Origin of the sequence: Hydrogenophaga sp. SNF1 (assembly GCF_034421675.1) — a bacterium.
GTDB lineage: Bacteria > Pseudomonadota > Gammaproteobacteria > Burkholderiales > Burkholderiaceae_C > Hydrogenophaga > Hydrogenophaga borbori.
Window position 1 is genome coordinate 247,489 of sequence record NZ_CP139793.1, and the last position, 25,908, is coordinate 273,396.

The window sequence follows — 25,908 nt, forward strand, 5'->3', positions numbered from 1 at the left end:
TTTACGTGCAGCGCAAGGCCGGTTCATCCCGCGGGTGCAGCATCGGCCGCTCCGGCAGCCGCCGCTACACTGAATCGCATGACGACCGCCCACCTGCTGATGATCGAGGACGACGCCCGGCTGGCCCAGATGGTGCAGGAGTACCTGGGGCAATCGGGCTTCGCGGTGGCCCACGCCGCCGACGGCGAAAGTGGCCTGGAGCAATTGCCGCTGGTGCAACCCGAGTTGGTCATCCTCGATCTGATGCTGCCCGGCATCGACGGCCTGGAGGTGTGCCGGCGCATCCGCTCGCTGAGCACCGCGCAGGCGCGCGTGCCGGTGCTCATGCTCACCGCCAAGGGCGACCCGATGGACCGTGTCATTGGCCTGGAGCTGGGGGCCGACGACTACCTGCCCAAGCCCTTCGAGCCGCGCGAGCTGCTGGCGCGCGTGCGCGCCGTGCTGCGCCGCCGCGCCGAGAGCGGGGGCAACGGCGGCAGCCGTGCCACGCCGGTCATGCGCTTCGGTTCGCTGGAGATCGACCGCGACGCGCGCACCGTCACCGTGGCCGACCAGCCGGCAGAGCTCACGTCCTACCAGTTCGATCTGCTCGTGGCCATGGCCGAGCGTGCGGGACGCGTGCTCACGCGCGACCAAATCATGGAAGCCGTGCGCGGCCGCGAGCTGGAGGCCTTCGACCGCTCGATCGACGTGCACATCGGGCGCATCCGCGGCGCGATCGAAGCGGACAGCAAGAACCCCAAGCGCATCCTCACGGTGCGCGGCGTGGGCTACGTGTTCGCCAAGCAGCAAGACTGAGCCCGGTGAGCCTGTCGCTGTTCGGTCAACGCCTGTACCTGCGCATCTGGCTGGCGGTGGTGGCCGCCGTGACCGTGCTCACGCTGGTGGTGGGCTGGCTGTGGCAGCAGGCCCTGGAGCGTGACCGCGAGGAGCGCGAAGCGCGCGTGATGCGCACCATCATCGTGGAGAACACCGCGGGCGACGTGCTGGGCGATGCGCCCGCGCGGGCCGAGCGCATCCCCGGCGAGGGCTGGCGCTTCGAGGTGATCATGCGGGACGGAGAGAAGCTGTACGTGATGCTGCCGTTCTCCAACCGCGGCGCGCCCTCCAACCCGGGCAGCCGGGCGCCGGCCTGGCTGCTCACGCCCGCCGGTTTTGCCTGGCTGCTGGGCCTGGTGGCCTTGGCTGTGGCGCTGGGGGCCTATCCCATCGTGCGCCGCCTCACCAAGCGCCTGGAGACCCTGCAGAAGGGCGTGGAGCGCTGGGGGGCGGGCGACCTGTCCACGCGCCTGTCGGTGAATGGGCAGGACGAGGTGGCCTTTCTGGCCAAGCGCTTCAACGTGGCGGCCGAGCGCGTGCAAACGCTGCTGCAGTCGCACAAGCGCCTGCTGGCCAATGCCTCGCACGAGCTGCGCTCGCCGCTGGCGCGCATCCGCATGGGGCTGGCGCTGATCGGCAGCGATCCCAGCCAGCAGGCCCAGCGCGCCGAGATCGCGCGCAGCATCGACGAGCTGGACCAACTCATCGATGAGATCCTGCTGGCGAGCCGGCTCGACCTGAGCGATCCCTCCGACCCGGCCGCGCTGGGCCCGGAGGAAGAGGTGGACCTGCTGGGCCTGGCCGCCGAGGAGTGCGCGCGCGCCGGGGCCGAACTCGAGGCCGCGCCCGCCGCGGGCGGGGTGGTGGTGCACGGCCACGCCAAGCTGCTGCGCCGCGTGCTGCGCAACCTGCTGGAGAACGCGCGCCGCTACGGCCGCGGTGCCGGCAAGGCCGATGCCGAGGTGCGGCTGGGCCTGAGCGTGCGCGAAAGCGGCCGATCGCGCGTGGCGGTGCTGACGGTGGACGACCATGGCCCGGGCGTGCCGCCCGAGCTGCGCGAGCGCATCTTCGAGCCCTTTTACCGCCTGCCGGGCGCCAGCGAGCGCGAAGGCGGTGTCGGCCTGGGCCTTGCGCTGGTGCGAACGATCGTCGAACGCCACGGCGGCGCGGTGCGCTGCGAGGACCGGCCGGGCGGCGGGGCACGGTTCGTGGTCACGCTGCCGGCCTGAACGGCGGTTCGGTGCCGGGGGGTGCCGCCCGCGTCCCCCAAATTGGGGATGTCATCGGCGTGGGAGACCCGTGAGAATGCAGCAGTTGCTGTCACGACACCCGTTCAGAGCCCAGGTATGTGCGTGGCGCATATCGACCAGGCCCGAGACACCGCATCGATCAGGTCTCCCAACGACGTCCTCTCGAGGACTTGGCAAAGCCACCGAAAGGTGGCTTTTTTTTGCTCAGGCCGACTGGGTTGGTGTGAGCGGGGCCTGCGGGTCGGTGTGCAGCCAATCCACCACCTCGCCCGCCGGCTGGTAGCCCTGCACCGCCTGCTGCAGCAACGCGCGAATGGCGTTGACGTCGTTGGACCGCATGGCGGTGTCCAGGGCCTCCAGCAGACCCAGCAGCGTGTCGGGGGGGAGCAGCGCTTCCTGGGCGCGCAGGATGCGCGGGTGTTGCGTGGGCAGCGGGTTGTCGCCGATCAGCAGCTCCTCGTAGAGCTTTTCGCCGGGCCGCAGGCCGGTGATCTGGATTTCGATCTGGCCCCAGGGCTGCTGCTCGTTCTTCACTTGCAGGCCGGAGAGTTCGACCATGCGGTGGGCGAGGTCGACGATGCGCACCGGCTCGCCCATGTCGAGCACGAAGACGTCGCCGCCCTCGGCCATGGCGCCGGCCTGGATGACGAGCTGCGCCGCCTCGGGGATGGTCATGAAGAAGCGCGTGATGTCGGGGTGCGTGACCGTGACGGGCCCGCCGGCGGCGATCTGCCCGCGAAACAGCGGCACCACCGAGCCGCTGGAGCCCAGCACATTGCCGAAGCGCACCATGCTGAACACGGTGCGGGCGGCGTGCCGCTCGGCCAAGGCCTGCAGCACCAGCTCGGCCAGGCGCTTGCTGGCGCCCATGATGTTGGTGGGGCGCACCGCCTTGTCGGTGCTGATGAGCACCATGTGGCGCACGCCGGCCTCCAGCGCGGCCTGGGCCGTGACCCAGGTGCCCCAGACGTTGTTGCGAAGGCCCTGCACCGCGTTGTGCTCCACCAGGGGCACGTGCTTGTAGGCGGCGGCGTGGTAGAGCGTGTGCGGCTGCCAGGCCTTGAGGATCTGGCCCATGCGGTCCTCGTCCTGGACGGAAGCCAGCAGCGGAACGACCTCCATGGCGTCGGTGTCCACCCGCTGCATGAGCTCCTGGTGGATGGCGTACAGGGCGTATTCGCTCTGCTCGATGAGCAGCAGGGTGCGAGGCCGCAGCGAGGCGATCTGGCGGCACAGCTCGCTGCCGATGCTGCCGCCTGCGCCCGTGACGGCAACCACCTGATCGCGGATCAGCTTGTCCAGCAGGGCGGGGTCGGGCGTCACGGGTTCGCGACCCAGCAGGTCCTCGATGTCGAGCTCGCGCAGGTCGCTGAGGTTGACGCGGCCCGAGGCGAGGTCGGACATGCCGGGCAGGGTGCGCACGTGCAGGGGCAGGGGGCGCAGCGATTCGAGGATCTCGCGCCGGCGCTTCTGCGAGGCCGAGGGCAGGGCCAGCAGCACGTCGGTGGCGCCGATGGCGGTCACCAGTTCGCGCAGCTTGTCCGGCGGATAGACATTGCGCCCGTCCAGGCTGTTGCCCTGCAGGGCCGGGTCGTCGTCGATGAAGCCGAGCAGGCGGTGTTCGGGACTGCGCGCCAGCGCGGCGGCCAGCTGGCGGCCGGCGGTGCCGGCGCCGTAGATCAGCACGCCGGGCAGCCCCTTGCGCATCAGCACCTTGCGGTACAGGCCGCCCAGCCAGACGCGCACGAACAGGCGGCTGAGGCCGATGAAGATGAACAGCAGCAGGGGTTGGATCACGCCCACCGAGCGCGGCACGCCCGGCACGCCGATGGCGGTGAAGACCGTGGCATAGAACAGGCCATAGAGCGCCATGGCCTGGCCCAGGCTGAGCATGGCGTTCCAGCCGGCGTAGCGGAAGATGGCGCGGTACAGGCCGAACCTGGCGAAGAGGGGGATGGCCAGTGGCACCGAGCCGATCACGGCCCAGAGGTATGGCATCTCCAGGCGCAGCCAGACCTCCAGCCGCAGGTACAGGGCGACCCAGACGGCGAGCACGCACAGGGCCACGTCGACGGCCACGGCGAACGCCCGCTTCAGCGGCCGCGGCATGTGCAGCAAGGCGCCGGCCAGGCCCTCGTCGGCCTGCTCGCGCGATCGGCTCTGAAGCTCGCTCATGAGCGCCCCTCGCCTGGGGCGACGATGGCGTCGTCGGGCAGGTGCACGCCGTAGCCGAGGGCGGCGCCGGCTTGCAGCCAGGCGCGCTCGCCGATGGTGCTGCCGCCGGCCATGGTGGCATTGGCGCCGAGGTGGCCGAAATTCGCGACCTGCGCGTGGTGGTCGACCACGGCGCCGACGTTCACGATGGCGCCTTCGCCCAGCCGGGCCTGGGTGCCGAGCACGGCGCAGGCCATGAGTGCCGTTCCGGCGCCCAGCACGGCACTGGGCGAGGCGACGGCGCGGGGGTGCACCAGCGTGGCCAGTTCAATCCCGGCCGCGCGTGCGCGCGCGCAAAGGGTCTGGCGGGTGCGGTTGTGGCCGATGGCCACATGCACCCAGGGAACGCCGCGGACGGGCAATTGATCGAGCAGGGTCGTCGGTCCCCAGACCGGCACGCCCATCACGTCCGTGCCGGCGGGCTGCTGGTCATCGAGGAAGGCCTGGACCTCGTAGCGGCCGTCCAGGCGCACGAGCTCGAGCACGCTGCGGCCGTGGCCGCCGGCTCCAACGATGACGAGCGGCGTCGGCTGGCTCATTCGACCTTGTCTCCCTGGATGTCCAATAGGTCAGTGCTGCACGCCCTCGCGCCGCAGCACCTTCACGGCCGTGAGCCATAGGATGCGCAGATCGAAAGCCAAGCTCCGGCGCCGAAGATACTCGATATCCAGGGCGACCTTCTGTGGAATGGGCAGCTCGTCGCGGCCATTGATTTGCGCCCACCCGGTGAGCCCGGGAACGAGTTCGTGCACGCCGGCCTCAGTGCGCAGGGCAATCAGGTCGTCCTGGTTGAACAGCGCCGGCCGCGGACCGACGAAGCTCATGTCGCCCTTGAGGATGCTCCAGAGTTGCGGCAGCTCGTCCAGGCTGGTCTTGCGCAGGAAAGGACCGATGGGCGTGAGCCAGCGCGCCGGGTCGTCGAGCAGATGGGTGGCCACCGCGGGGGTGTCGGTGCGCATGCTGCGGAACTTGGGCATGCGGAAGAGGCGGTTGCGCCGGCCCACGCGGTCGCTCCAGTAGAGCGCGGGGCCGGGGGAGGTGAGGCGCACGGCCAGCGCGATGAACGCGACGGGCAGCAGCAGCAGCAGCGCTGCCGGTACGCCCAGCGCAAGATCGAACAATCGCTTGCTCATGTTGCTAGCCCCGTCGCGGCGCGGCGAAGGCCTTCGTCTACCGACACGGGAGGTGTCCACCCCAGGGCCTTGCGGGTGTGCGCGATGTCGACCTGCAGGCTGCCCAGCAGCCGTTGGGCCACGGCACGTCGGCCCACGAGCGCCGCGCCGATCTCCAGCAGCGAGACCGGCACCGGCAGCAGGCGTGCGGGGCGACCCAGGGCCTGCCCCATGCGCTTGAGCAGCTCGGCCGTGGACAGATCCTCGCCATCGCTCGCCAGGAAGGTTTGGCCGGCCGCTGCGGGATGGTGGATGCAATGCACCAGCAGGTCCACCAGATTGTCCAGCGCGACCAAGCTTCGGCGGTTCGACGTCACGCCGCCCAGCGGCAGCGGCCAGCCGCTGCGCACGGCGCGCATGAGGGCCGCGAAATTGGCCTTTACGCCGGGGCCATAAACCAGGGGTGGTCGGACGATCACGATCTCCATGCCGCTGGATGCGCCCAGTTGGCGCAAGCCGTCTTCCGCTTCGCGCTTGGATACGCCGTAGGGATCGAGCGGGGCCGGCACATCGTCGAACCGGAAGGCGCCTCCCGGGGGCGTCTGTTCACCATTGACTTTGATGCTGCTGACAAAGACGAAGCGCCGCACGCCGACGGCCGCCGCTTGGCGGGCCAGATTCAGGGTGCCGGCGGTGTTGGCCAGGCGAAAGGCGGCCAGGGGATCGGCGGCCCGTTCGTCCATCACATGCACGCGAGCAGCCAAATGAACGACGGCGCGCGTGTGGACCAAGCAGCCGGACCAGTCCTGGTCGGGCGTCAAAGCCATGGCCGCGATGGGCGTGCCCGACGCGAGCTGGCCAGATCGACGCGCTGTACCCAGCACCCGATGGCCATCGCGCCGGAGCCGTGCATCCAGCGCCTGGCCAACAAATCCGCTCGCTCCAGTCAGCAGAATGTCACCCGGGGCGGTGTTCATGGGCGTGCGGGCTTGGACCAAACGGTGCGGTTCACGTAGTCCACGTAGCTGAGAACGACACGCAGCACTTGGGTGGACACGGCCGGCGCTTCGTAGTCGCCGACCGGGCGCGCTGGCCCGGCGGGGTCGCTGGTCACGACCCGGATGGCGTCCAGGACGCGCTCGCGCTTGAGCCCGGACATGATCAGCACGCCAGCGTCCATGCCCTCGGGTCGCTCGTGCGCGTTGCGGATGGTGATGGCCGGAAAGCCCAGCAGAGCGCTCTCTTCGGTGATGGTGCCGCTGTCAGAGATGGTGCAGCGCGCTCGCGTCTGCAGGTGGATGTAGTCGTTGAAACCGAAGGGTTTGAGGAACTGAATCTTCGGATGGTGTTGGCGCGTGCCCATTGCATCCAGCCGCTTGCGCGTTCGGGGGTGCACCGACACCACCACCGGCAGGCCGAAGCTGTCGGCAATGCCGTTCAGTGTGTCAAGCAGGTCATCGAGGTTGGCCTCGCTGTCGACGTTTTCTTCGCGGTGGGTGCTGACGATGAAGTACTGGCCGGCTTTCAGGTTCAAGCGCTCGAGCACGGTGGACCGTTCGATGCCCTCACGGTAGTGGTCCAGCACCTCGCGCATGTGGGAGCCCGTCTTGATGATGGTCTCTGGCCGAATGCCCTCGGCGATCAGGTAGCGGCGCGCGTGCTCGGTCAGGACCAGGTTGATGTCGCTCAGGTGATCCAGGACCTTGCGGTTCAGCTCTTCGGGCACGCGCTGATCAAAGCAGCGGTTGCCTGCTTCCATGTGGAACACGGGAATTTTCCGCCGCTTGGCCGAGATCACCGAGAGGCAGGAATTGGTGTCACCGTACAGCAGCACGGCATCGGGCTGTTCCTGCGCCATGACGGTGTCTGAGCGCTCAATCACTCGGGCGATGGTCTGGGCGGCGTTCTCGCCGGCGGCATCGAGGAAGTGGTCCGGCTTGCGAATGCCGAGATCGTCGAAGAAGACCTGGTTGAGTTCGTAGTCGAAGTTCTGCCCGGTGTGTACCAGCACATGCCGGGTGTGCGCGTCAAAGGCGGCGATGACGCGCGACATCTTGATCAGCTCGGGGCGCGTGCCCACGATGGTCATGACCTTAAGCACGCAGCCGCTCCTGGATGTAGTTCAGCTTCATCAGCAGTTGCTTGACGCCGGGAATATCGAGCCGCTCTGCGTTGTGCGAGGTGTAGTCTTCCAGTGCAGACACTCGGGTTTCGCCCTCGACGAAATACTTGTTGTAGTTGAGATCGCGGTCGTCCGAGGGCACGCGGTAATAGCGGCCCATGTCTTCCGCCTTGCCCATTTCCTCGCGCGACAGCAGCGACTCATAGAGTTTTTCACCATGGCGGGTGCCGATGATTCGAACAGCCGCCGGGCTATTGAACAGTTCGAGCAGCGCCTGAGCCAGGTCGCCCACCGTGGACGCTGGGGCTTTCTGAACAAAGATGTCGCCTTGGCTGCCGTGCTGGAACGCGTGCAGCACCAGGTCAACAGAATCCTCCAGCGACATCAAGAAGCGCGTCATGGCGGGATCGGTGACGGTGAGGTCCTGGCCGGCCTTAATTTGGTCGATAAACAGGGGAATCACCGACCCACGCGAGGCCATGACGTTGCCGTAGCGCGTGGCGCAGAGCACGGTTTCGTCGGGGCCGCGCATGCGCGACTTGGCCACCATCAGTTTTTCCATCATGGCCTTGGAGATGCCCATGGCGTTGATGGGGTAAACGGCCTTATCGGTACTCAGCACGACAACGCGGCGCACCCCGGCTGCGATGGCGGCATTCATGACGTTCTCGGCACCCAGCACGTTGGTGCGCACCGCTTCCATGGGATAGAACTCGCATGACGGCACTTGCTTGAGCGCGGCTGCGTGGAAGACGAAGTCCACGCCATGCATGGCCTGGTGCACGCTGTCGTAGTCGCGCACGTCGCCGATATAGAACTTCAGCTTGGGGTGCGACAGCGCGATGCGCATGTCTTCCTGCTTCTTCTCATCGCGGCTGAAGATGCGGATCTCGCGCACATCGGTGTCGAGGAAGCGTTGCAGCACTGCGTTGCCAAAGGAACCGGTGCCACCGGTGATCATCAGGACGCCATTGGAGAACATGTCGAATCAGGTATGAGAGTGGAATTGGCGCATGTCGGCGATCAACGCCGGCCAGTCGGGCGCAACGTAGCCGGTGGCCATCTGGAACTTCGACGCGTCGAGCGAGCGGTCGATCACCAGCGAGGCGTCGGGCACGATCTCGATCTGGCGGCCATAAGCGGACGCCACGAGCGCCAGAAGGTCGGCCTTGGCGATGGCCCGCGTGGCCACGTGGTAGAGCCCGTGCAGGTCGGGGCGCGGCAGCACGTGGTCGCGCACGACGCGAGCAAGCTCCACGGTGGGCAGGCCCGAGAAGATGGCACGGGTGAAGCCCCTGACGCTGCCCGACTGGGACAGGAACCAGCCGATCAGGCCGTTGGCGCTGCCCTCCAGCTCCTCGCCAATGATGGAGGTGCGCAAAGTGATGGTATGGGGGTAATACACCTCGCCCAGGTGCTTCGAGCGCCCGTACAGATCGGTGGCGTCGGCCGTGTCGGTCTCCACATAGTGGCCGCGCTGGCCGGAGAAGACGCAGTCGGTGCTGACGTGGATCAGCCGAGCCTTGGCGACGTCGCACAGGCGGGCGAGCCGATGCGGCAGCAGAGCGTTGATGGGCAGCGCGGCCAGTGGATCATTGGCCGCCGCCAACTGCTTGATGAGGCCAATGCAATTGATGACCACGTCCGGACGCACGCGCGCGAAAATCTGGCTCAGCGTGTCGGCGTTCTCCACGTCCACTCCACTGACCAGGCGATCGGCCAGCGCGTGCGGGAAGTGTCGCCGGGCCCCGCCCGAGCGCACGGTGGCCCAGGTTTGCAGACCGGGATTCTGTGACAGCAGACGGAACATGGCATGGCCGAGCATGCCCGTGCCGCCCAGGATCAGTACATTCACCGGGAGATCTCCTGCGGGGGGGCGGTGTGTTGCATGGTGAGTTGTTTCAGGTGCTCGATCAGCTTGTCCGTGAGCGTCGGCAGGCTGAAATGCGCGGCCGCGTAACGGCTGGCATTGTCTCCCATTGCCGCACGGCGCCTGTCATCCAGCGCGTGCATGGTCTGCACGGTCTCGGCCAGTGCCGCAGCGTCACCGGCCGGGCAGTCAAGACCAGCATCGGCCTCGCGCACCAGACGCGCGCCTTCGCCGTTGATGGCCGCGATGATGGGACGACCCGCTGCCAGGTAGGCCTGCAGCTTGCTCGGCACGGTATAGGCGAAGATGGGTTCGTCGCGCAGCGTCAGCAGCACCGCCGAGGCGGCCGCCAACAAGGTGGGGATGTCGGATGGGGCGAAGCGTCCGGGCAGCACGAGGTTGCGCAGGCCATGCTCATGCACCTGCTGCGCCAGCCATTCCGACTGGCTGCCGCTGCCGATCAGGTAGAGGCGCACCGGGGAGCCGCCGGCCTGCAGCCGGCGTGCCGCGTCCACGACGGTATCAAGCGCCTGCGCGGTACCCAGGTTGCCGGCAAAGGCGATGGAGAAGCCCTGGGCCATTTCGCTGGCCAGCTGGCGCGCCGCTTCGCTGGCCTGGGCCTCGAGGCCTTCCCCGGTCCAGGCGTTCGGGTAGTAGTGGATGCGGGCGGGCTCTGGCGCGATGGCCGCGATCGGCTCGCGGAATGCTTCCGAGGGGATGAGGATGCTGTCGGTGTGCCGGTAAATGAAGCGCACGACCTGGCGTATGGCCGACAGCACGCGCTGATTGCGAATGAAGCCCGTGGCGGACAGGCTTTCGGGCCACAAGTCTTGCACCCATACCACCAGTGGCGCCCGCTTCAGCCAGGCGATGGGAATGGCCGGCAGGGCCTGCAGCAGCGGCGAGGGCGCATACACCAGCACCGCGTCGAACGACCGGCCACGCAAGGCCCAAGGGCCCAACAGGCCGGCCGACAGGATGAATGACAGGTAGTTCAGCGCCAGGCGCGCGGCGCCTTTTCCGCGTGGCGCCAGCGGCACGCGCAGTATCTCGACATCACCCCACTTTTCGCGTGTCAGTCGGGTGGCCCGATAGCCCGCGAAGACGCGGCCCTCGGGGTAGTTGGGCTGGCCCGTCAAGACGGTCACCTTCACACCCCGTTGGGCCAGCGACTGCGCCAGCGCATTGATGCCAAACACCTCGGGCCAAGCGTACTGGCTGAAGATAAGCAACCTCATGCCTGTGTCGCCATTGGCTTCTTTGGGTCCACAACAGGGTGTTTCAGGCGCGAGATCAGCAAGCCCCAAATAAAGAACGTGATGATGCCGGGATACGGCTGTCGCATGCCAACCTTTAGCATGTTCTCGAAAAGCAAAAGGTACAGAGCCGCCATCGCGGTGCCCAGCAGCACGGGGGAATCCCACGCCGCGCTCCGTTGTCGCCACAACCAGCGGAGTGTCCCGAGCAGCAGCACAATCAAGGGCAACATGGCGACGAATCCGAAGTTGTACAGCGCGTCGAGCCAGTAGTTGTGTGCGCTCGGGTGTAGCACCCGGTCGGGCGGCGTTGCATGTCCCAGGAGAAACGTCCTTGGTGTTTCAACGATGCCCGCCGCATAGAAGCGCCAGTGCGTCATGCGGGTCGCGCCAGCCGCGGGCGATGTCGTCTCCGCTCTTTCAAGGTACGGCGCCAACTTGTTGTGCCATTGCAGGGTATCCCGAGGCCCGTTTTCGTCGCTCAACGACCGCGACAGCACGCCCGTTTCGGACAAAGCGATGTAAGCCACTGCGACTACTGCGGCAAGGCCCATGGCTACGCCAGCGCGGCGGCCGATGCGAACCCGCCGTAGGTGCGTTAGCGCAAAACACAACAGGCAAACCGCGGTGCCTAGCACCGCGCCCCAGGAAAGTGAAGCCACGACATAGACCATCGCTATGGGCAGCAAGATCGCCAACCCGACGCGGTACTTGAGGCTTGCGCCCCACAAAGACTGGCTTGTCATCATCAACAGCGCGACGATGACCATGGGGACGTACTGGAGGTGCTGGTAGATGCTGAAGAAAAACACCTTCGGGTGCAGCAGCGTGTAGCCCTGAAGCCAGGTGGCAAGCAGTTGGGCGGGCAGGATCAGCAGCAACACCCACAGCGCGGTGCGTTCAAACACGGTGGCCGGTGTACAGGCGCCAAACATCTGACCGAGGACCAGGCCGAACATCGGCAGGAGAAACTGGGCTAGCAGAATCAGCTTGGCCCCCTGTTGCGCGGGATTGCCTTGTGCGACCGTGAGGGAGGTGGTCACGAAAAGCAGTGCCGTAAAGAACAGCACGGCCATGCTGGTGCGTGCGGCGGTGTACTTGCCCAGCAGCGCGATACCCGAAAACAGGGCCAGGATCGACAAGGGCAGCGGCAGTTTGAGGATGCTTCCGCCGGCATCGAACACGAACGCCGGGTCCCGGAACAAGCCGCCTTTGATCTGAACGAAGACGGGGACGAGCAGCAGGAACGCAATACACCATGGGACGATGCGCGATTGCGTCAAGGAGGCGCTTCGCTGCCGCAAGCCCACGCCAGCAAGGAACGCCAGGCTGAGGCATCCGCTCAATCCATACAAGCCCGCGAGCGCACCGGGTCCCAGGACGTAGAAGAGGAACGGGACGCAAGTGGCGATCAGCACATTGGCCAGCAGGTCGGGGCCGAAGACGTCATCGCCGCCAGCTTGCTGGATGAGGCGGGTCCGAATGGCCGCCGCCACGCTCATGAGTGCCCCACCCGCGATCGATAGGCCCACGGTGATCCAGAACAGGGGCGCACGGCCCATGGCGTTCAACCACGCAGGTTGCATCCACGCGACTGTGCTCAAACCCAGGCCCGCCAGCAGCATGGTGGTCGGAACCAGCAGCAGCCACTTGGGCAGCTTGTTGCTGCCATAGCGATGGGCCAGGGTGGGTGCCAAGGCCTGCCCGTAGATAGTCGGAATCAAGCCACCGATGGCGAAGGCGGTGAAGAGGTCGCCCGCCGCCGCCTTGCCGGCGAGCAACACGATCGAGATGCGAAAGACATAGACGCTGGTGCCGATGATGGCCGTGGAGCCAAAGTGGGGCAGCAGAGTCTTCAGCGAGAAGCGCTCCCCGTCTTTGCTGAGGGAGAGCTGCGCCTGCCGTGTCGCGAGGAGTGGAGCAAGGGCCCATGGCAATGCACAGAGCGCGAGGCTCCAGTCAAGAGCGAGTGGCAGCAGGCACAGCATGAACGCGCCGGACTCCGCCATGATGGTTTGGCCGGGGATGGCGAACCGATGCTTCTGCTCGTGGCGTGCCAGGCCGATCTCGCCGAACCACTCCGATGCCCGCCGAAGGATGAGCACGACGGCCAGTGCAGCGCTTGCATCGCCGACCCCAACGCTGAGCACATAGGCTGTGGCGGACAGAGGCACAAGCAGCCACAGACGCGTTCTTAGCAGGCGCGCCGCTGCCGACCCGGAACCATCGGCAAGAATCAGGTTACGCGCGTTGGCGGAAAACGCATAGAAGAGCGCAAGCGTGGCGCCTTGGACAAGGCCGATGTTGGCAGCGATCTCCGAGTGGCCGGCGACGCCGAACACCAGGAGCAGTGCCGTCATCGAAAACGAATTCAGCAAGGCGGCCATCGGAAAGATGAGCAGCGCACGTCGCGGTGCGTTGCCAGCGGTGGATTTTCCAGCAGACTCCATCGTGTTGATTGGTTAGCGAGAGACGTGAGGCGGTTGCATCCAACGCCGCGCCATCCAGTCCACCACGGCAATAAGCAGCACGTTCAGCAATACCGTGCCAAAGAGCAGGTGGGATTGACTTGGAACATAGCCAAAACTCGCGTACCGAAAAGCCACGACCTGGGCCAGCAAGGAGCACAGCACCCAATTCTGCCCAGCCAGCCGATACGACAGGAACTCGAACAGCGCAGCCACCAGTCCGAGCAGAAAAAGCCCAGCGAACAAGAAGGCCATCGAGCCGGGGTAGTAAAAGAACGCGATGACGCCGGGAAGGGATACGAAATGGTGCTTGGTCTTGTCGATCGCCGGCTCGTTATAGGGTGAATCGATGAAGTAGCGGTCGAAGAGACTGAGCTGGCCCTCTTGAAACGTTTCTTGCCATGCTTCCTTCCATAGGGACCAGCCCAGTCGCTGGGAAGAGGACACGGCCATCACGCCCTCAATGCCAACCCACCGATCAATGAACAGAGGCCCTGTCATCTTCTTTGCACTTTCGGCAAAGTCCTTGGTGTCATAGGCGAGCGTGGGCGTTGAGGACTTCGCCGAGGGAAGCTCGTAAATTCCCCCCAGCACGCTGCTGGCGCGCAGGTAGTTGACGCTGAGCACTGACGCCGCAAACAAGGCCGCGAATGTGATCGAAGCCACGGCTACGGTGCGCAGCGGCAGACGCAGGTTCATGCCCAGCACGGTGCGCAGGCCACCGAGCCCTAGGGCGGCGGAATTGAGGACCATGCCGCGGCTGAGCAGAGAGACATTGGACGTAAAGCACTCCATCAAAGGCGGGAAGATCGCCACCATGGACACGTTTCGCTGAAGTTCAATCTCAAACCGGATGATCAGCGCCGCCATCGAGGACAAGCCGAATTGCAGCAACCACTTGTAGATACCGTTTAAACCAAACGGCAGTACCGTTTGCGTCACCATACCCCTCTGGTAGATGCCCAGCACGATGTTGCTGACACCAACGCCGAGCACCAGTACGACGAACAGCGCAATGCAAGTCTTTCGGTAGGCCCGGTAGAGTTCGAACAGCCCCTGGCCAGTGCATGAAAGTGGTGTCACGGGGTAATGAAAGAACCGCTGCCTGACGAAGCTGGCCAACAGCAGACCACCAAAACCCCACGAGGCCACCGTCAGGGCATGATCAAATGCGGCGCCCGAACCATCAAAGGCGCCGACCGATTCATGAAACTGACCCGCGGTGAAAGCCACGCGCAGCGACAGCTTCAGCCAAAAGCCCAGCCACAGGAAGATGCCGATGAAGGTGTCGAAATAGATGGCCTGGCGACGAAACCCGATGAATAGCAGCGCGTTTGCTGTCAGCGTGAACACCGCATAGACGATCCAGTGGCCCTCGTAGTGTGTACCTGCCACAAGAGCCAGCCCCAGGCAGGCCAGGGCGAACAACGAGGCAAAAATTCGGATCATGGGTATTCAGGCTCCCGACACGGTGCAGCGCAAATGCGCTTCCTGGCGCTGTCTTCGGCCGTGATGAGGACGGATTTTACGTGGGGGGTCACTTGCTGGCGGACTGCGGCGGCGTCGTTGCGCCAATGACGTCGCTCAAGAAGGCCGCGCCGGACAACACCGGCCGCGGCGCCTGGTTCTGCCGCAAAAAGCGGCTCACGGCGCGCGCGATGGACAAAGGAGAGTTGGGGTCGAACGACTCGGCGGGTGTGACTACGTCGCGCACGTAGTCTTTCTCGGACGCGAGGATGGGCAGACCCCGTTGCGCCGCTTCGATGAGCGGAAGCCCGAACGATTCCAGCGTCGATGGGTAGATCAATGCGCGCGAGCGCTGGTAACAACGCGCCATGTCGGCGGGGGCCACTGTGCCGAGGTTGGTGATCCTCAGGCCATGGCGCTCTTGCGCTTGTTGCAGATGGTGGAGCAGCGCCGTGTGTTTTTGCGGGTCCAGCGTCAGGCACAGAGAGGGGAACGCGCCCTGTGTTCCAAGCAAGGTCCACGCATCAATTAATTGACGGTGGTTCTTGTGAGGCTCGCCAGAGGCCACATAGATGAAGTCAAATTCAGGCGGCTCGACCCGGCCGGGGTCGGACGTCGATGGGGTGTCGGTCGGGATGAACGGGAACACGCGAGCCACAACGCCGGTTTCTCGCAGGAGTTCATCCGCCATGGACGCGGTCTGCACGTAGACCTGCATCGCCGCTGTGTCCAGGCGCTGAGAAAACCAATATCTCTCCAGCCTGATGCGCCAGCGATCCCGCCAAGCAAATGCGCGCAAGTCCCGTTGTCCAAAGAGGTAGCGGTTCTGCAGAAACACGACCACCCGCCCCTTATTGCGAAACAAGGGGGGCAGGTTGCCAAAACACAGCACCGTGTCCCCGGGCTGACTGAGCCGCCGGACGCGCCTTTCGGCGTTCCATCGCCCCAGCAAAGTGGGCCGAAAGCGCTCGAGGACCAGATCCGGCGGCAGGCTCGAGGTGTCTAGCCGCGCATCAAGCAACGCAATGCTGTCCTGCGCGGCGGCGGCGTTCAACACGGACAGCAGCAAGGTGCGTCCGCCGCCATGATGAACGTTGGGCGCGTGAACGATCAGCGTCACGCGGTCTCCTTGGGCCTGGCAAGGACCAGCAGGGTTTCCCCCCCCATCAGGCGCGCGCCCAGATCGTGATTGACGGCGTAGACCGCCCGACGCAACAGGCCCGCGAGCCGGGTTTTGAACGATCGGCGGGGGGCATTGAGCGAAGCGCCCGTGTAGCGGGCCTCCACGACTTCGTAGCCGCATTCCTCGAGCATGGCCAGGGCCAGCCCGCGCGTGAAGTAATGCAGGTGACCGACTTTGCGGCGCACGTGCAACAGGGGGCGCTCGCGCAGCACGCTGATGGCCGAGAGGTCAAGCGGGATGTGGAACACGGTCCACGCAGTTCGCTCGCGCAGGCCCGCGAGAAAGGCGAAGGGATCTCCCAGGTGCTCGAGCACGTCGAGCATCAACGTCAGTTCGGGCGTGGGGCCGTCGCTGGACAGGTAGTCACCCAGGGTGAAGCGGATGCCATCGGCTCGGCGCCGCTCCCACAGCGCGGGCAAACCGGGGGCGATGTCGAAGCCCTGCAGATCGGCCTTCGGCAGTTGGGCACGCAGCGCAGACAGCACGCCGCCCGCGCCGCAGCCCACCTCGACCACGCTGGCCGGCGCCAGGCCGTGGCGCGCCAGCAAGGCGAGGACCTGCTGGGCCTTCCAGGGCGAATCGGCGCTGTCCCAGTCGGGGTTCTGCTGCGCGTAATCGCCTTCGGTGTAACGGCGGGTGACGGGGTCGTGGCTCATGGGTTTCGGGCGAAGAGGCCGGAGCGCAGGACCCACAACAACCGGTGACCTGCGCGATTGAACAAGGCATTGCTTAGCAGGCGCAGCGCCCGCACGGACAGCACGCGCGACCAGGACTGGGACCATGCCGCACGCACGGAGCTGGCCGCCGCGCCCCAGCGGCCAGCTCGCAGATGCAGTTGCGCGCTGATAAGGTGCGCATGGGCCAGCGCTTGCGCTCCCTGGGCCGCGATGTCTGGCGCCACGCCCGGCGTGCGCAGCAGGCTCTCTATGATGGTGACGGGCTCGGCGGCGCGTTGTGGTGTGGTGGGCGCGAACGACTGGGAATGGTCATGCACCCGGAAGCCAGCAAGCGGCCGTTCGACGTGAACGAAGTGCCCCCGCAGCCCCAGGCGCAGCCAGAAATCGTAGTCGGGCATCTGCCGCAGGGCGGGATTCCACGGGCCGGTCGCCTCATAGGCATCCCGGCGGAAGAAGGCGCCCGGTCCGGGCGGGCATACCACGTCGACGAACATGGCACGGTAGTCGTAGGGAGGTGCCTTCACCTGCCGCACGGGGCGCGACTGCGGGTCGAGCAGGTGGTAGTCGCAGTAGGTCGCCACGGCCTGCGGGTCGGCCTGCAAGGCGGCCACCGCGGCGCTCACCGCGCCCGGGGCCAGCGTGTCGTCGGCGCTGAGGTAGCCGAGGATGGAGCCTTTGGCCATGGCCCAGCCCTTTTCCAGCGTGCGCGCCTGCCCCATGTTGGCGTGCCGTTCGCGCACGAAGTCGCCGTCCATGCGCGCCAGCACCTCCGGCGTATGGTCGGTCGATCCGTCATCCAGCACGATCAACTCCAGCGGCGCGTGATCCTGCGCCAGCACGCTGCGGATCGCCTCGGCCAGGTAGTTGCCGTGGTTGTAGGCAGGGATGACGATGGATACCAATGGGGCGGACTGACTCACTTCGGGGCTCCGTGTGGCAAGACCTTCCATTCGCCAGGACGGGTTTCGACGCATTGTGGCGGCTGCGCCGTCACGGCCGGCGGCACGCGATACACCACGACATTGCCGTATTCGACGACGTGGTGTATGGGGGCCTGCGCTTGCAGCAGGCGGCCCAGCAACTCGCCGTGGGAGTCGCGCTCTACCACGATGTATCGAAAGCCGCCCGCCTGCAGGGCCGCCAGCACGTCGTCGGCCTTGCGCACGCCCTCCTTTTCGGCCCGGCTGGCCTGGCATTGAAGCTGGTCTGGACGCAGCCAGTAGCCGTAGTAGGCGGCCAAGAACACACGCTCGCCGGGCGGGCCCTCGGTGGCCAGGGCGGATAAGGGTTTGCAGGACTCGCTGGCTTTGAGGCAGCGCTCGGCTCGGTGGGTCAGCAGCAGGTAAAGATTGTGCGGGCCTGAGCGGACCTTGTTGACGGTGAAATAGAGTGCCAACGCCAGCAGGCCCAAGGCGCCCAGGCGCAGCCACCAACGCCGATCGGCCAGCGCCGCCTCCGCAGTCAGCGACGCCAGGGGTGCGAACAACAGGAGCGTGGCGAGTATGTAGCGCGGCGCGAGCACCGAGGGCCGTAGGAGCGCCCAGGCCAGGGTGGACAGCAGGGCCGCCAGGGTCACGGCGATCACGGGGCTGTCGAGCAATGGCTCATCGCTGGCGCGGCGACGCCGTACGAACCAGGTCAGTGCGGGCAGACCCAACAACAGCAGGGAGACGCCACCGCCCTGCATGGGGTAGTCGCCGAACACCAGCGCGTAGGGATAGGTCAGCAGGATTTCCCGAGTGACCTCTGGGCTATGCCACACCTGATTCAACCAAGAGCCTGCTTCGCCCATGCCCAGGAAGGGCGCCAGGGGTGCGCCGTACAACACCCCGTTCTTGAGGCATTGGGGCAGCCAGGCCAGCGCCGCCCAGGCGCCCAGCACGAGGCCGGTGCGCAAGAGGCCGCGGGTGTCATAGGTCCGGCCCTGCCCCCTGTGTTGCCACATCAGCAGCACCAGCATGGCCACGCCCAGGGTCAGCACGTACGAGAACTTGGCGACGGTGGCGCTGCCGGCCATCAAGCCGGCCCAGGCCAGGGAGCGTGTGCGCCCATCCGCCGGCGTGTCGCGCAGCAGCCAGTACAGGGCGGCCAGCGCGAAGGCAGCGCCGAACAGGTCCACCTTGCCGTCGAACGCATACAGCGTGAAGCTTGACGAGGAAATCAGGATGGTCCAAGCCATCCAGTGCGCCACCCGGCCACCGCCGCAGCGGCCCACGATACCCGAGAGGAACACCCCGCAGGCCAGCGCCACCGGCCAGACGAAGAACTTGGCGGCGGCCGTGCCCTGCCATTGCAATAGCACGGCATAGTGCAGTTCCGCCGGCAGGCCGATGCTGGAGAACGCTTCGTAGGTACCGCGCATGGGCTCGAGCACGCCGCTGCTGGCCATGATCTGCGCGTAGGCGAGGTAGAAGGCCTCGGCGTCGCCCGTGGGCGGCATGGTGAGTGCTGCCGGTGCCAGGCACAGGAAGAACAGCACCACCACCGCGGCCACGCTGCGCATGGGCCAGTTCAGGTGCCAGAAGCTGTCCCAGGCGTCGCGGGACATCGCCTGCGCTTGCGCGAGGCGCGGGCGGCTCAGGAGCAAAGCCAGCCAGCCCAGAGCCAGCGCGACACCGACCGGCACGGGTCGCAACTGGCCCATCAGGCCCAGCACGGTGAACACCGCATTGAAGGCCATCAAACCTGCCAGGAACTGCGTGGCCAGGTCCACCCACGCGTCCGAAGTTTGGGTCGCTGGCCCTGCGGGACCCAGCCGGCCCAAGGCCCATTGCACGGCCCGACCCGCCCCTACGCAGGCCAGGGCGTGCGCGGTGGTGACCGGCACCGCCAGCAGCAGCGTGGTCAGTGTGACGGCGGGGTGGGCGCTCATGGTTTGTCCTCGGGGAGGCGCTCGGACGCACGGCCCGGCGCTTCGATGTCGCGCGGCGACGCCACGACCGGTCGCGCCAGGAAGCACAGCGCGCCGATCAGCGAAGACCCCAGCAAGGTCACCAGGTGCAGCAGCACGACGAAAGCCAAAGCCTGCGGGCCATGCACCTGCAGCATCCCCAAGGCCGCCACGCCAAAGAATTCGTAGGTGCCCACGAAGCCGGGTGAGGCCGGCACCATGGTGCCGATGGCGATCAGCAGCAGCACGAACAAGGCGTTGCCGGGTGCCAGGTCGAGACCCAAGGCGCGCCCGGTGAGCCACACCAGGGCGACCTCCAGCGTCCAGATGACCAGCGTGAGCAGCAGGAAGCCGGCGACGCGCCCTGGGCGAAAGCCGCCCGCGATACCCGCCAGCGCGGATTGCAGGATCTCGCGGGCGCGCACCGCGGCGCGATCCGGCAGGCGTCGCAGCAGTCGCGCGTGCAACCAGGGCAAGAAGCGGTCACCCATGGTGTGGGCGGCCGTGAGCACAGCGATGGCGGTGGCGGTGATCGCGGCCACCACCACGCCGGCCTGCTTGAGCCAGGCCGGGATCGCGGGGTAGGACAGCAGGACCAGTGACAGCAGGACCAGCATGAACGCCAGGTCGACGGTGCGTTCAACAACCAGGGTGGCAAATACCTTGGTTCGCGACATCCGCTCGGTGCGGCCGAGCTCCAGCGCGCGGGCCAGATCGCCAGCGCGCGCCGGCAGCACGTTGTTGAGCAGGTAACCGATCATCAAGGCGCGAAACCCTGGCCACCAGCGCACCGGCGGCTCATGCTCGACCACCAGGCGCCAACGCTGGGCGCGCAGCACGAACGACGCGATCAGCAGCAGCGGCAGGGGCGCGAGCACCCAGGCGTTCGCGCTCGCGAGCGTGCGGACCACCGCCCCCAGGTCGAAGTTGCGCATCAACCATATGATCGCGACCAGGCTCACCGTCAGGCCGGCCATGGTCAGGGCGTGTTGTCTCCAGCCCCTCATGACCTGCCCTGCCGCTGGACCATTTCTTTGAGCAAGGACGCCATATCGCGGGCGACCTTGGGCCAGTTCATCTGCTCCTGCACGAAGCGGCGTCCGCCGGTGCCCACGCGGCGGCGCAGGGACTCGTCGCCCAGCAAGGCGCGCAGACGCTGCGCGATCGCGGGTGGGGCCGGGTCGGTGCATTGCACCAGGTGCTCGCCGTCGACCAGGGTGGCGCTGCCCAGCAGATCGAGCGGCGTATTGACCACCGTCGGTACGGCCAGCAGCATGGCTTCGATGGTGGCCGTGCCCATGCCCACGTAGCGCCCGGTAAGCGAGGAGAACAGCAGGTCGGCGGCCTGCATGTGCGTGAGCACCTCGTCGTGTGGTCGCTCGCCCAGGAACTCGACGCGCTCACCCAATCCCAGGCTCGCCGCCAGACGCGGTGCCTCGTCGTAATAGACGTGGCCCACGATGCGCAGCTTCAGCGTGGGAAACTCGGGCGCCAGTTCTGCGAAGGCCTTGACCAGAGGCACGAAGCTGCGCTGCTCGCTGACCGCGCCCACGCCGAGAATGAGGCCCCGGTACGCGTGGTCATTGAAATGCTGCGCCAGCGCCGCGCTGTCGCCTGCCACGCCGTAGTTGACGATGTGCGTCTTGCGCAGCACGCGCTCGCCCTGCACGTCCGACAGGTACTGGCGGATCTGCGTGTCCCAGGCCACCACCGCGTCGCAGAACGGAAACACGCCCCACCCGCAGATGAGCCGGTCGAGGCGGTTGAGCAGGCGGTCGCGGCGCGGGTTGAGCGACTGCAGCTGCGTGCCGACCGAGCAAACCAATGGTGCACGCACACGCCAGGCGGCGAATACGGCGGGAAATGCGATGTCCAGGTAGTGGTTCACCAACAGCACCGCATCGGCTTGGAAGCGGCGGGCGATGCGCGCCAGCCGCCACCAATTGAGCGGGTTCGGGGCGCACAGCTGGTAGTGCTTGAAGAAGCCGGCCAGCGGCAGGCGCCAGGCTGGCAAGCGATGCACGGACAGCCCGTCCTCGACGGCGTGCAACAACGTGGCGCCCAGCGTCACGACCTCCACCGCATGCCCCTGCCGCTGCAGTTCGGCGGCCAGGTTCTGCGTGTAAAAGGCGGTGCCGGTGCGCATTGGCGGATACATGCCGCCCACCACGAGGATCCTCATGCCTCGGGTCTTTCCCGCGCAGGCACGCCGGCGACCACGGCCCCGGCTGGCACGTCGCGCACCACCGCGCTGCCCAATCCCACGATTGCAGCTTCGCCGATGCGGATGTCTTCGCGCACATTGCAGCCGCAGCCCAGGTAAGCGGCCCGCCCCACATGCACACGGCCGGAGAGGTTGGCGCCACTGGCCAGGATGCCGAAGTCTTCGACGCACACGCCGTGGTTGAGCACGCAGTTGGCCAACACCGTGACGTGACGGCCAAGTCTTACGTGAGCCAAAAGCACCACGTTTGGGTAGACGATGCAGCCTTCACCGAGCTCGGCGCTGCCCGCCACGACGGCGCGCGGGTGCACCAGGCTGGCAAAGGGCAGGTCGGCCAGTCCCTTGGCGTGCAGCAGAGCCTCGCGACGGGCGTTGCTGCGCGGGCTGCCCAGGCAATCGACCAGACGACTGTTGCCAAGCAACCGCGGTGCATCGCCTAAGCCGCCGAGCACCGGCACGCCGAAGCGTGACGAGCCGAGCTTCAGGGCATCGTCGAGCAGGCCGCGTACGTGGTAGCGGGGGGCTTCGCGGTTGATGTCGTCGACGATGGCGAGCACGTCGGCGCTGGTGCCGCCGCCGCCGACCAGCACGAGGTCGATCAGGTCATCAGATGGCATTGCTGCGGTACCAATCGGCCGTCCGGCGAATGCCTTCCTCCAGGTCGACCTTGGCCTTGAAGCCCAGCAGCTCCGCTGCCTTGCGGGTCTCGGGGATGCGCAGTTCGATGTCGGCCGACAGTGGGGGCTTGAACACGATCTCGGACCGTGAGCCGAGCACGCGGCAGACGGCCTCCGCGAGGCCGAAGATGGTGGTCACGGCGCGCGCATTGCCGACGTTGAAGGATTCACCGATGGCCTCGGGCCGCTCCAGCGCGAGCATCAGGGCATCGACCATGTCGTCGACGAAACACCAGGCGCGGATCTGAGAGCCGTCGCCGTAGATGGAAATGGGCTCGTTGCGCAGCGCCTTGCGAATGAAGATCTGGATCGCGCCCTCCCCGGTCTGGCCCGGGCCATAGATGTTGAAGGGTCGCAGCGTGACCACGGGCATGCCGTGCTCGCGGAAGTAGGCGTGCGCCAGGTGCTCGCCGGCGAGCTTGCTGACCGCATACACCCAGCGCGCCTCGCCGGCCGAGCCGGCGACGGCGTGGTTCTCTTCCGTCACGCGGTAGGCCATGCTGCCGAAGACCTCCGAGGTCGAGAACTCGATCACACGGTCCTTCACGCCCACCTCCTGCGCCGCGCGCAGCACATTGGCGGTACCGATCATGTTCACTTCCATGGTCTTCACGGGCGACTTGATCACGGTGTCGATGCCGGCGATGGCCGCCGCGTGCACCACGATGTCGGCACCCGTGACCACCCGCTTCACCGCGGCAGGGTCGAGGATGTCGCCCTGCACCAGCGACACGTTGGGGTGCTGTGCGCCACCGGTGTGCTGGATCGTGTTGCGCGCCAGGTTGTCGAACAGCGTCACGCGGTTGCGGTCGGCCAGGCGGCCGGCCAGGGTGAGCCGATGAAGCCGGCGCCGCCGGTGATGACGATGTGTTTTCCCTCGATGGCCATGCTGGTCTTTCTCTTGCTAAAGCGTGCGTTGGCGGGCCAGGGCCCGCATGATTTGTGAAACTTGGTGGCGATCGGCAGCGTCCGTGCCCAGCGCCACGGCCAGGCCCAGGCACAGGCACCATAGGGCGGCCTTGCTGGCCAGCGCGACCGGATCCCACAGCGTGGGGGTGGCCGGCCAGACCATGCCTGTGAGCACCAGCGCCATGACCAGTGCCAGCGTGAAGGCGATTCTGGGCGCCCGGTAGGGCACCGTGAACCAGGGGCGTCCCAAGGCCAGGTAACCTGCAAAAACGAAAGCGGGCGCGATCGTAGCAGCGAGGGCTGCGCCGAGCAGCCCGAACCAGTGCGTGAGCAGCAGCGCGGCGACCAGGTTGACCAGCGCGCCCGCCACGTTCAACAAGGCCACGCGGCCGGTGCGCTCTCCCAGGAACAGGCCGGGTGCGAAGACGTAGAGCGTCGAGAACATGGCGCCCAGCGTCAACAGCGGCAGCACCGCGCTGCCTCCATGAAAGGCTGGGCCGGTCAGCGTGCCCATGATCGGTGCCGACAGCAGGGCGATGCCGCCCACGAGTGCCACCATGGCCACCAGATACCAGCGGCAGATGCGTCCGAGCGTGATCGCCGTGCCAGGTTCGCGCCAATGGCGAAACACCAATGGCGACAGTGCGGCCTGCAGCCCCACGGCCAGGATCGACACGACCGAGGCGAAGCGTGCCGTGACCCCATAGACGCCCAGGGCCTCCAGGCCCAGCAGCTCGCGCACCACGATGCGGTCGATGAACAGATTGCCGAACACCGCCGCGCCCGACAGCACCAGCGGCAGGGAATAGCGCAGCATGGTGCGCAGGCGCTGCCCGTCGAACACCCGCCCCAGCAGACCGCCGGCGCGCGAAAGGGACACCGCCGCCCCCAGCAGCGCGCCGGCCAACTGCCCCCAGAACACGCCGGCGACGCCAGCGCCCTGCACGGCGACGAGCCAGATGCCCACGCCCGCGCTGCCCAGTGCGTACGCCAGGCTCGCCATCACGTACGAGCCTGGCCGCAGTTGCCAGCGCAGCAGATCTTGCACGATGACGAATACCCCGTTGACGGCGATCGCCGAGGCGGCCAGCGCGAGCGTCTGGGGTGGGGCCTGCCCAGCGAGCAGCCATTGGGACAAGCCATCGGAGAAGGCGGCGACGGCCAGCGCAAAGGCTGCATAAGCGAGTGCGGCGAAGCCAACGGCGGTACTGGCGAAGGCGCGCCGGGCCGGCTCGTCCGGGGCGTCGGCGATATAGCGGGCCATGCCCTGCGAAATTTCCATCGCGACCGTCAGGTTCACCAGCGCGCCCGCGATGGCGACGGTTTCCACGACCCCGTAGTCGCCAGAGCCCAGCGCCCGTGAATACACCGGGATCAGAAAGATCTGAAGCCCTCGGACAAGCAGGGTTGAGAGGCCGTAGAGCAGGGTGTCTCGGCCGAGTCGCTGCAGGCCCATCGTGGTTCGTTCAGTTCCGCGTCTCGCGCACGAACGCCATCAGCATGTCGCGCAGCGCCGGGTTGTGATCGAGCAACAGGGCCTGTTCACCGTGTCGGGCGACGATGGCTCGCACGATGGCACGGATGCGGTCACCGGACAGGCCGCCACCCAGGTGATAGAGGTTGCGATGGGGGTCGTTCCACCACGACTCGGGGGCGCTGCCCTTCAACAGCCGCAGGTACTTCGCCGCCACGCTTCTCGGTGTCCAGGCCTCCAGCACGAAGCGGCGCATCTCGTCGCCCACCTGACGTCGGTACTCCGCATCCAACACCAGCCGCTCGATCGTGGTCTGCATCTGGTCGGGCGTGGTGAAACAGGTCGGAGGAATGGTCTCGGGGGGCATGTCGCGCCGGACATTGGCCGCGTAGTAGCCCCCCATGACCACCGGCTTGCCGAAGCGGGCCGATTCCGTGGCAAAGCCGGCCATGGGGGTGTCCGCCCACTGCCCGTCCACCACGAAGTCACAGGCCTGAAGTTCCTCCAGCACGCGCAGGTGCGGTTGCCCCGTCATGACGATGAAATCGATGGGCAGCCCCCGTTCGATCAGCTCTTCGATGATCCGGCGCGTGATGCGCGTGCCGCGGCCCACCATGTCAGAGGTGGCATGTAGGATGCGCACCCGCCCGTCGGGCGGGCGTGGCTCGGGCAAGCGGGTGTCCGGGGGCGAGAACGGAATGCCCACAGCCGCAAAGTTGACGAATGGCTTGTCCAGCAATTGAGCGAAACCGGGGCCACAAACCACGGTGTGCGCATGGCGCTCGATCCATCGCACGTCGCGGTGGCGAACCGCGGTCGCTGACACATAGGCATCGATGAACTCGTCATCGAGCGGCGGCGGGTCCAGGTCGTTCTGCCGCGTGGCGGCGTGTCGCTCTTGGTAGAAGGACCCATCGAGGTAAGCGGGGCGCGCGTCGGTGCCATGCAGCACATAGATGACCCGGCGTCCCAGCCAGCGCAGCACAGGCAGGTCCCAGAACCGGAAGAAGCTGGAGCCGCCGCCCATGATGAAGACATCAAAACGCCGCACTGCCCACACGAACAGGATCACCCGTGTGAGCGTCACGGGCACCAGCCAGGCCCGGCGGCGCCAGTGCGCCGCTTCGGGCACCGCGACACGCCGCTTGACGAAGAAGCGCGCCAAGCGGGCCGGCCAACCCATGTCATGCGCTTCGTCATAGGCGAACCGGTGGGCCTGGATGGGGATGTGCACGCACTCGATGCCCAGTTCTACAAACCCTTTGCGCAATTGGGCGTAGTAGCCGGACACCTCGG

General features: G+C 66.8%; 22 protein-coding genes. 2 read left to right on the top strand and 20 right to left on the bottom strand.

What is annotated here, in order from left to right; translation table 11 throughout:
- Positions 1 to 78: 78 nt before the first annotated feature.
- Both SOM08_RS01200 and SOM08_RS01205 read left to right on the top strand, forming a co-directional pair.
- Positions 79 to 798, top strand: a complete 720-nt coding sequence (locus SOM08_RS01200) for a response regulator transcription factor (protein ID WP_116958925.1) — start codon at positions 79 to 81, stop codon at positions 796 to 798.
- Positions 799 to 803: 5 nt separating this feature from the next.
- Complete coding sequence (locus tag SOM08_RS01205; protein WP_322469887.1) at positions 804 to 2,048, top strand: HAMP domain-containing sensor histidine kinase; 1,245 nt, start codon at positions 804 to 806, stop codon at positions 2,046 to 2,048.
- A 225-nt stretch (positions 2,049 to 2,273) separates the two neighbouring features.
- Here the strand turns inward: SOM08_RS01205 and SOM08_RS01210 are convergent, their stop codons facing one another.
- The 20 genes from SOM08_RS01210 to SOM08_RS01305 form a co-directional block, all read right to left on the bottom strand.
- On the bottom strand, positions 2,274 to 4,244 hold the full coding sequence (locus SOM08_RS01210) for a nucleoside-diphosphate sugar epimerase/dehydratase (RefSeq protein WP_322469888.1): 1,971 nt from the start codon (positions 4,242 to 4,244) through the stop codon (positions 2,274 to 2,276).
- Positions 4,241 to 4,822, bottom strand: a complete 582-nt coding sequence (locus tag SOM08_RS01215; RefSeq protein WP_322469889.1) for an acetyltransferase — start codon at positions 4,820 to 4,822, stop codon at positions 4,241 to 4,243. Before SOM08_RS01215 ends, SOM08_RS01210 begins: the two co-directional genes overlap by 4 nt.
- Before the next feature lie 30 nt (positions 4,823 to 4,852).
- A complete protein-coding gene (locus SOM08_RS01220; protein WP_070400211.1) occupies positions 4,853 to 5,416 on the bottom strand; it encodes a sugar transferase in 564 nt (187 codons plus the stop codon).
- Positions 5,413 to 6,372 carry an SDR family oxidoreductase gene (locus tag SOM08_RS01225; protein ID WP_322469890.1) on the bottom strand — a complete coding sequence of 320 codons (960 nt, stop codon included), beginning with the start codon at positions 6,370 to 6,372 and terminating at the stop codon, positions 5,413 to 5,415. Before SOM08_RS01225 ends, SOM08_RS01220 begins: the two co-directional genes overlap by 4 nt.
- A complete protein-coding gene (wecB, locus tag SOM08_RS01230; protein ID WP_322469891.1) occupies positions 6,369 to 7,496 on the bottom strand; it encodes a non-hydrolyzing UDP-N-acetylglucosamine 2-epimerase in 1,128 nt (375 codons plus the stop codon). The genes SOM08_RS01225 and wecB overlap by 4 nt, the downstream gene beginning before the upstream one ends.
- Positions 7,489 to 8,499, bottom strand: coding sequence for a polysaccharide biosynthesis protein (locus tag SOM08_RS01235; RefSeq protein WP_322469892.1), 1,011 nt, complete (start codon positions 8,497 to 8,499; stop codon positions 7,489 to 7,491). The genes wecB and SOM08_RS01235 overlap by 8 nt, the downstream gene beginning before the upstream one ends.
- Before the next feature lie 6 nt (positions 8,500 to 8,505).
- Entirely contained in the window at positions 8,506 to 9,372 is an 867-nt protein-coding gene (locus SOM08_RS01240; RefSeq protein WP_322469893.1) for an SDR family oxidoreductase, read from the bottom strand.
- A complete protein-coding gene (locus SOM08_RS01245) occupies positions 9,369 to 10,625 on the bottom strand; it encodes a glycosyltransferase family 4 protein (protein WP_322470682.1) in 1,257 nt (418 codons plus the stop codon). Before SOM08_RS01245 ends, SOM08_RS01240 begins: the two co-directional genes overlap by 4 nt.
- Positions 10,622 to 13,093: a hypothetical protein gene (locus SOM08_RS01250; protein WP_322469894.1), complete on the bottom strand. Its 2,472-nt coding sequence runs from the start codon at positions 13,091 to 13,093 to the stop codon at positions 10,622 to 10,624. Before SOM08_RS01250 ends, SOM08_RS01245 begins: the two co-directional genes overlap by 4 nt.
- Positions 13,094 to 13,105: 12 nt before the next feature.
- Entirely contained in the window at positions 13,106 to 14,560 is a 1,455-nt protein-coding gene (locus SOM08_RS01255; RefSeq protein WP_322469895.1) for a hypothetical protein, read from the bottom strand.
- Positions 14,561 to 14,648: 88 nt separating this feature from the next.
- The gene (locus SOM08_RS01260; protein ID WP_322469896.1) at positions 14,649 to 15,698 is read right to left on the bottom strand and encodes a glycosyltransferase; all 1,050 of its coding nucleotides are present in this window, start codon (positions 15,696 to 15,698) and stop codon (positions 14,649 to 14,651) included.
- Positions 15,695 to 16,417, bottom strand: coding sequence for a class I SAM-dependent methyltransferase (locus SOM08_RS01265; protein WP_322469897.1), 723 nt, complete (start codon positions 16,415 to 16,417; stop codon positions 15,695 to 15,697). Before SOM08_RS01265 ends, SOM08_RS01260 begins: the two co-directional genes overlap by 4 nt.
- Complete coding sequence (locus SOM08_RS01270) at positions 16,414 to 17,340, bottom strand: glycosyltransferase (RefSeq protein WP_322469898.1); 927 nt, start codon at positions 17,338 to 17,340, stop codon at positions 16,414 to 16,416. The genes SOM08_RS01265 and SOM08_RS01270 overlap by 4 nt, the downstream gene beginning before the upstream one ends.
- Positions 17,341 to 17,354: 14 nt before the next feature.
- Positions 17,355 to 19,310 carry a hypothetical protein gene (locus SOM08_RS01275; protein WP_322469899.1) on the bottom strand — a complete coding sequence of 652 codons (1,956 nt, stop codon included), beginning with the start codon at positions 19,308 to 19,310 and terminating at the stop codon, positions 17,355 to 17,357.
- Positions 19,307 to 20,305, bottom strand: a complete 999-nt coding sequence (locus tag SOM08_RS01280) for a lysylphosphatidylglycerol synthase transmembrane domain-containing protein (RefSeq protein WP_322469900.1) — start codon at positions 20,303 to 20,305, stop codon at positions 19,307 to 19,309. The genes SOM08_RS01275 and SOM08_RS01280 overlap by 4 nt, the downstream gene beginning before the upstream one ends.
- Positions 20,306 to 20,331: 26 nt before the next feature.
- Positions 20,332 to 21,510: a glycosyltransferase family 4 protein gene (locus SOM08_RS01285; protein ID WP_322469901.1), complete on the bottom strand. Its 1,179-nt coding sequence runs from the start codon at positions 21,508 to 21,510 to the stop codon at positions 20,332 to 20,334.
- Positions 21,507 to 22,169, bottom strand: a complete 663-nt coding sequence (locus tag SOM08_RS01290) for a hypothetical protein (RefSeq protein ID WP_322469902.1) — start codon at positions 22,167 to 22,169, stop codon at positions 21,507 to 21,509. The genes SOM08_RS01285 and SOM08_RS01290 overlap by 4 nt, the downstream gene beginning before the upstream one ends.
- A complete protein-coding gene (locus tag SOM08_RS01295) occupies positions 22,159 to 23,028 on the bottom strand; it encodes an NAD-dependent epimerase/dehydratase family protein (protein WP_322469903.1) in 870 nt (289 codons plus the stop codon). The genes SOM08_RS01290 and SOM08_RS01295 overlap by 11 nt, the downstream gene beginning before the upstream one ends.
- Positions 23,029 to 23,133: 105 nt before the next feature.
- Positions 23,134 to 24,594 (bottom strand): lipopolysaccharide biosynthesis protein, encoded by a 1,461-nt coding sequence (locus tag SOM08_RS01300; protein ID WP_322469904.1) that lies wholly within the window; start codon positions 24,592 to 24,594, stop codon positions 23,134 to 23,136.
- Positions 24,595 to 24,604: 10 nt separating this feature from the next.
- Positions 24,605 to 25,903 (bottom strand): hypothetical protein, encoded by a 1,299-nt coding sequence (locus tag SOM08_RS01305; protein ID WP_322469905.1) that lies wholly within the window; start codon positions 25,901 to 25,903, stop codon positions 24,605 to 24,607.
- Positions 25,904 to 25,908: the final 5 nt, after the last annotated feature.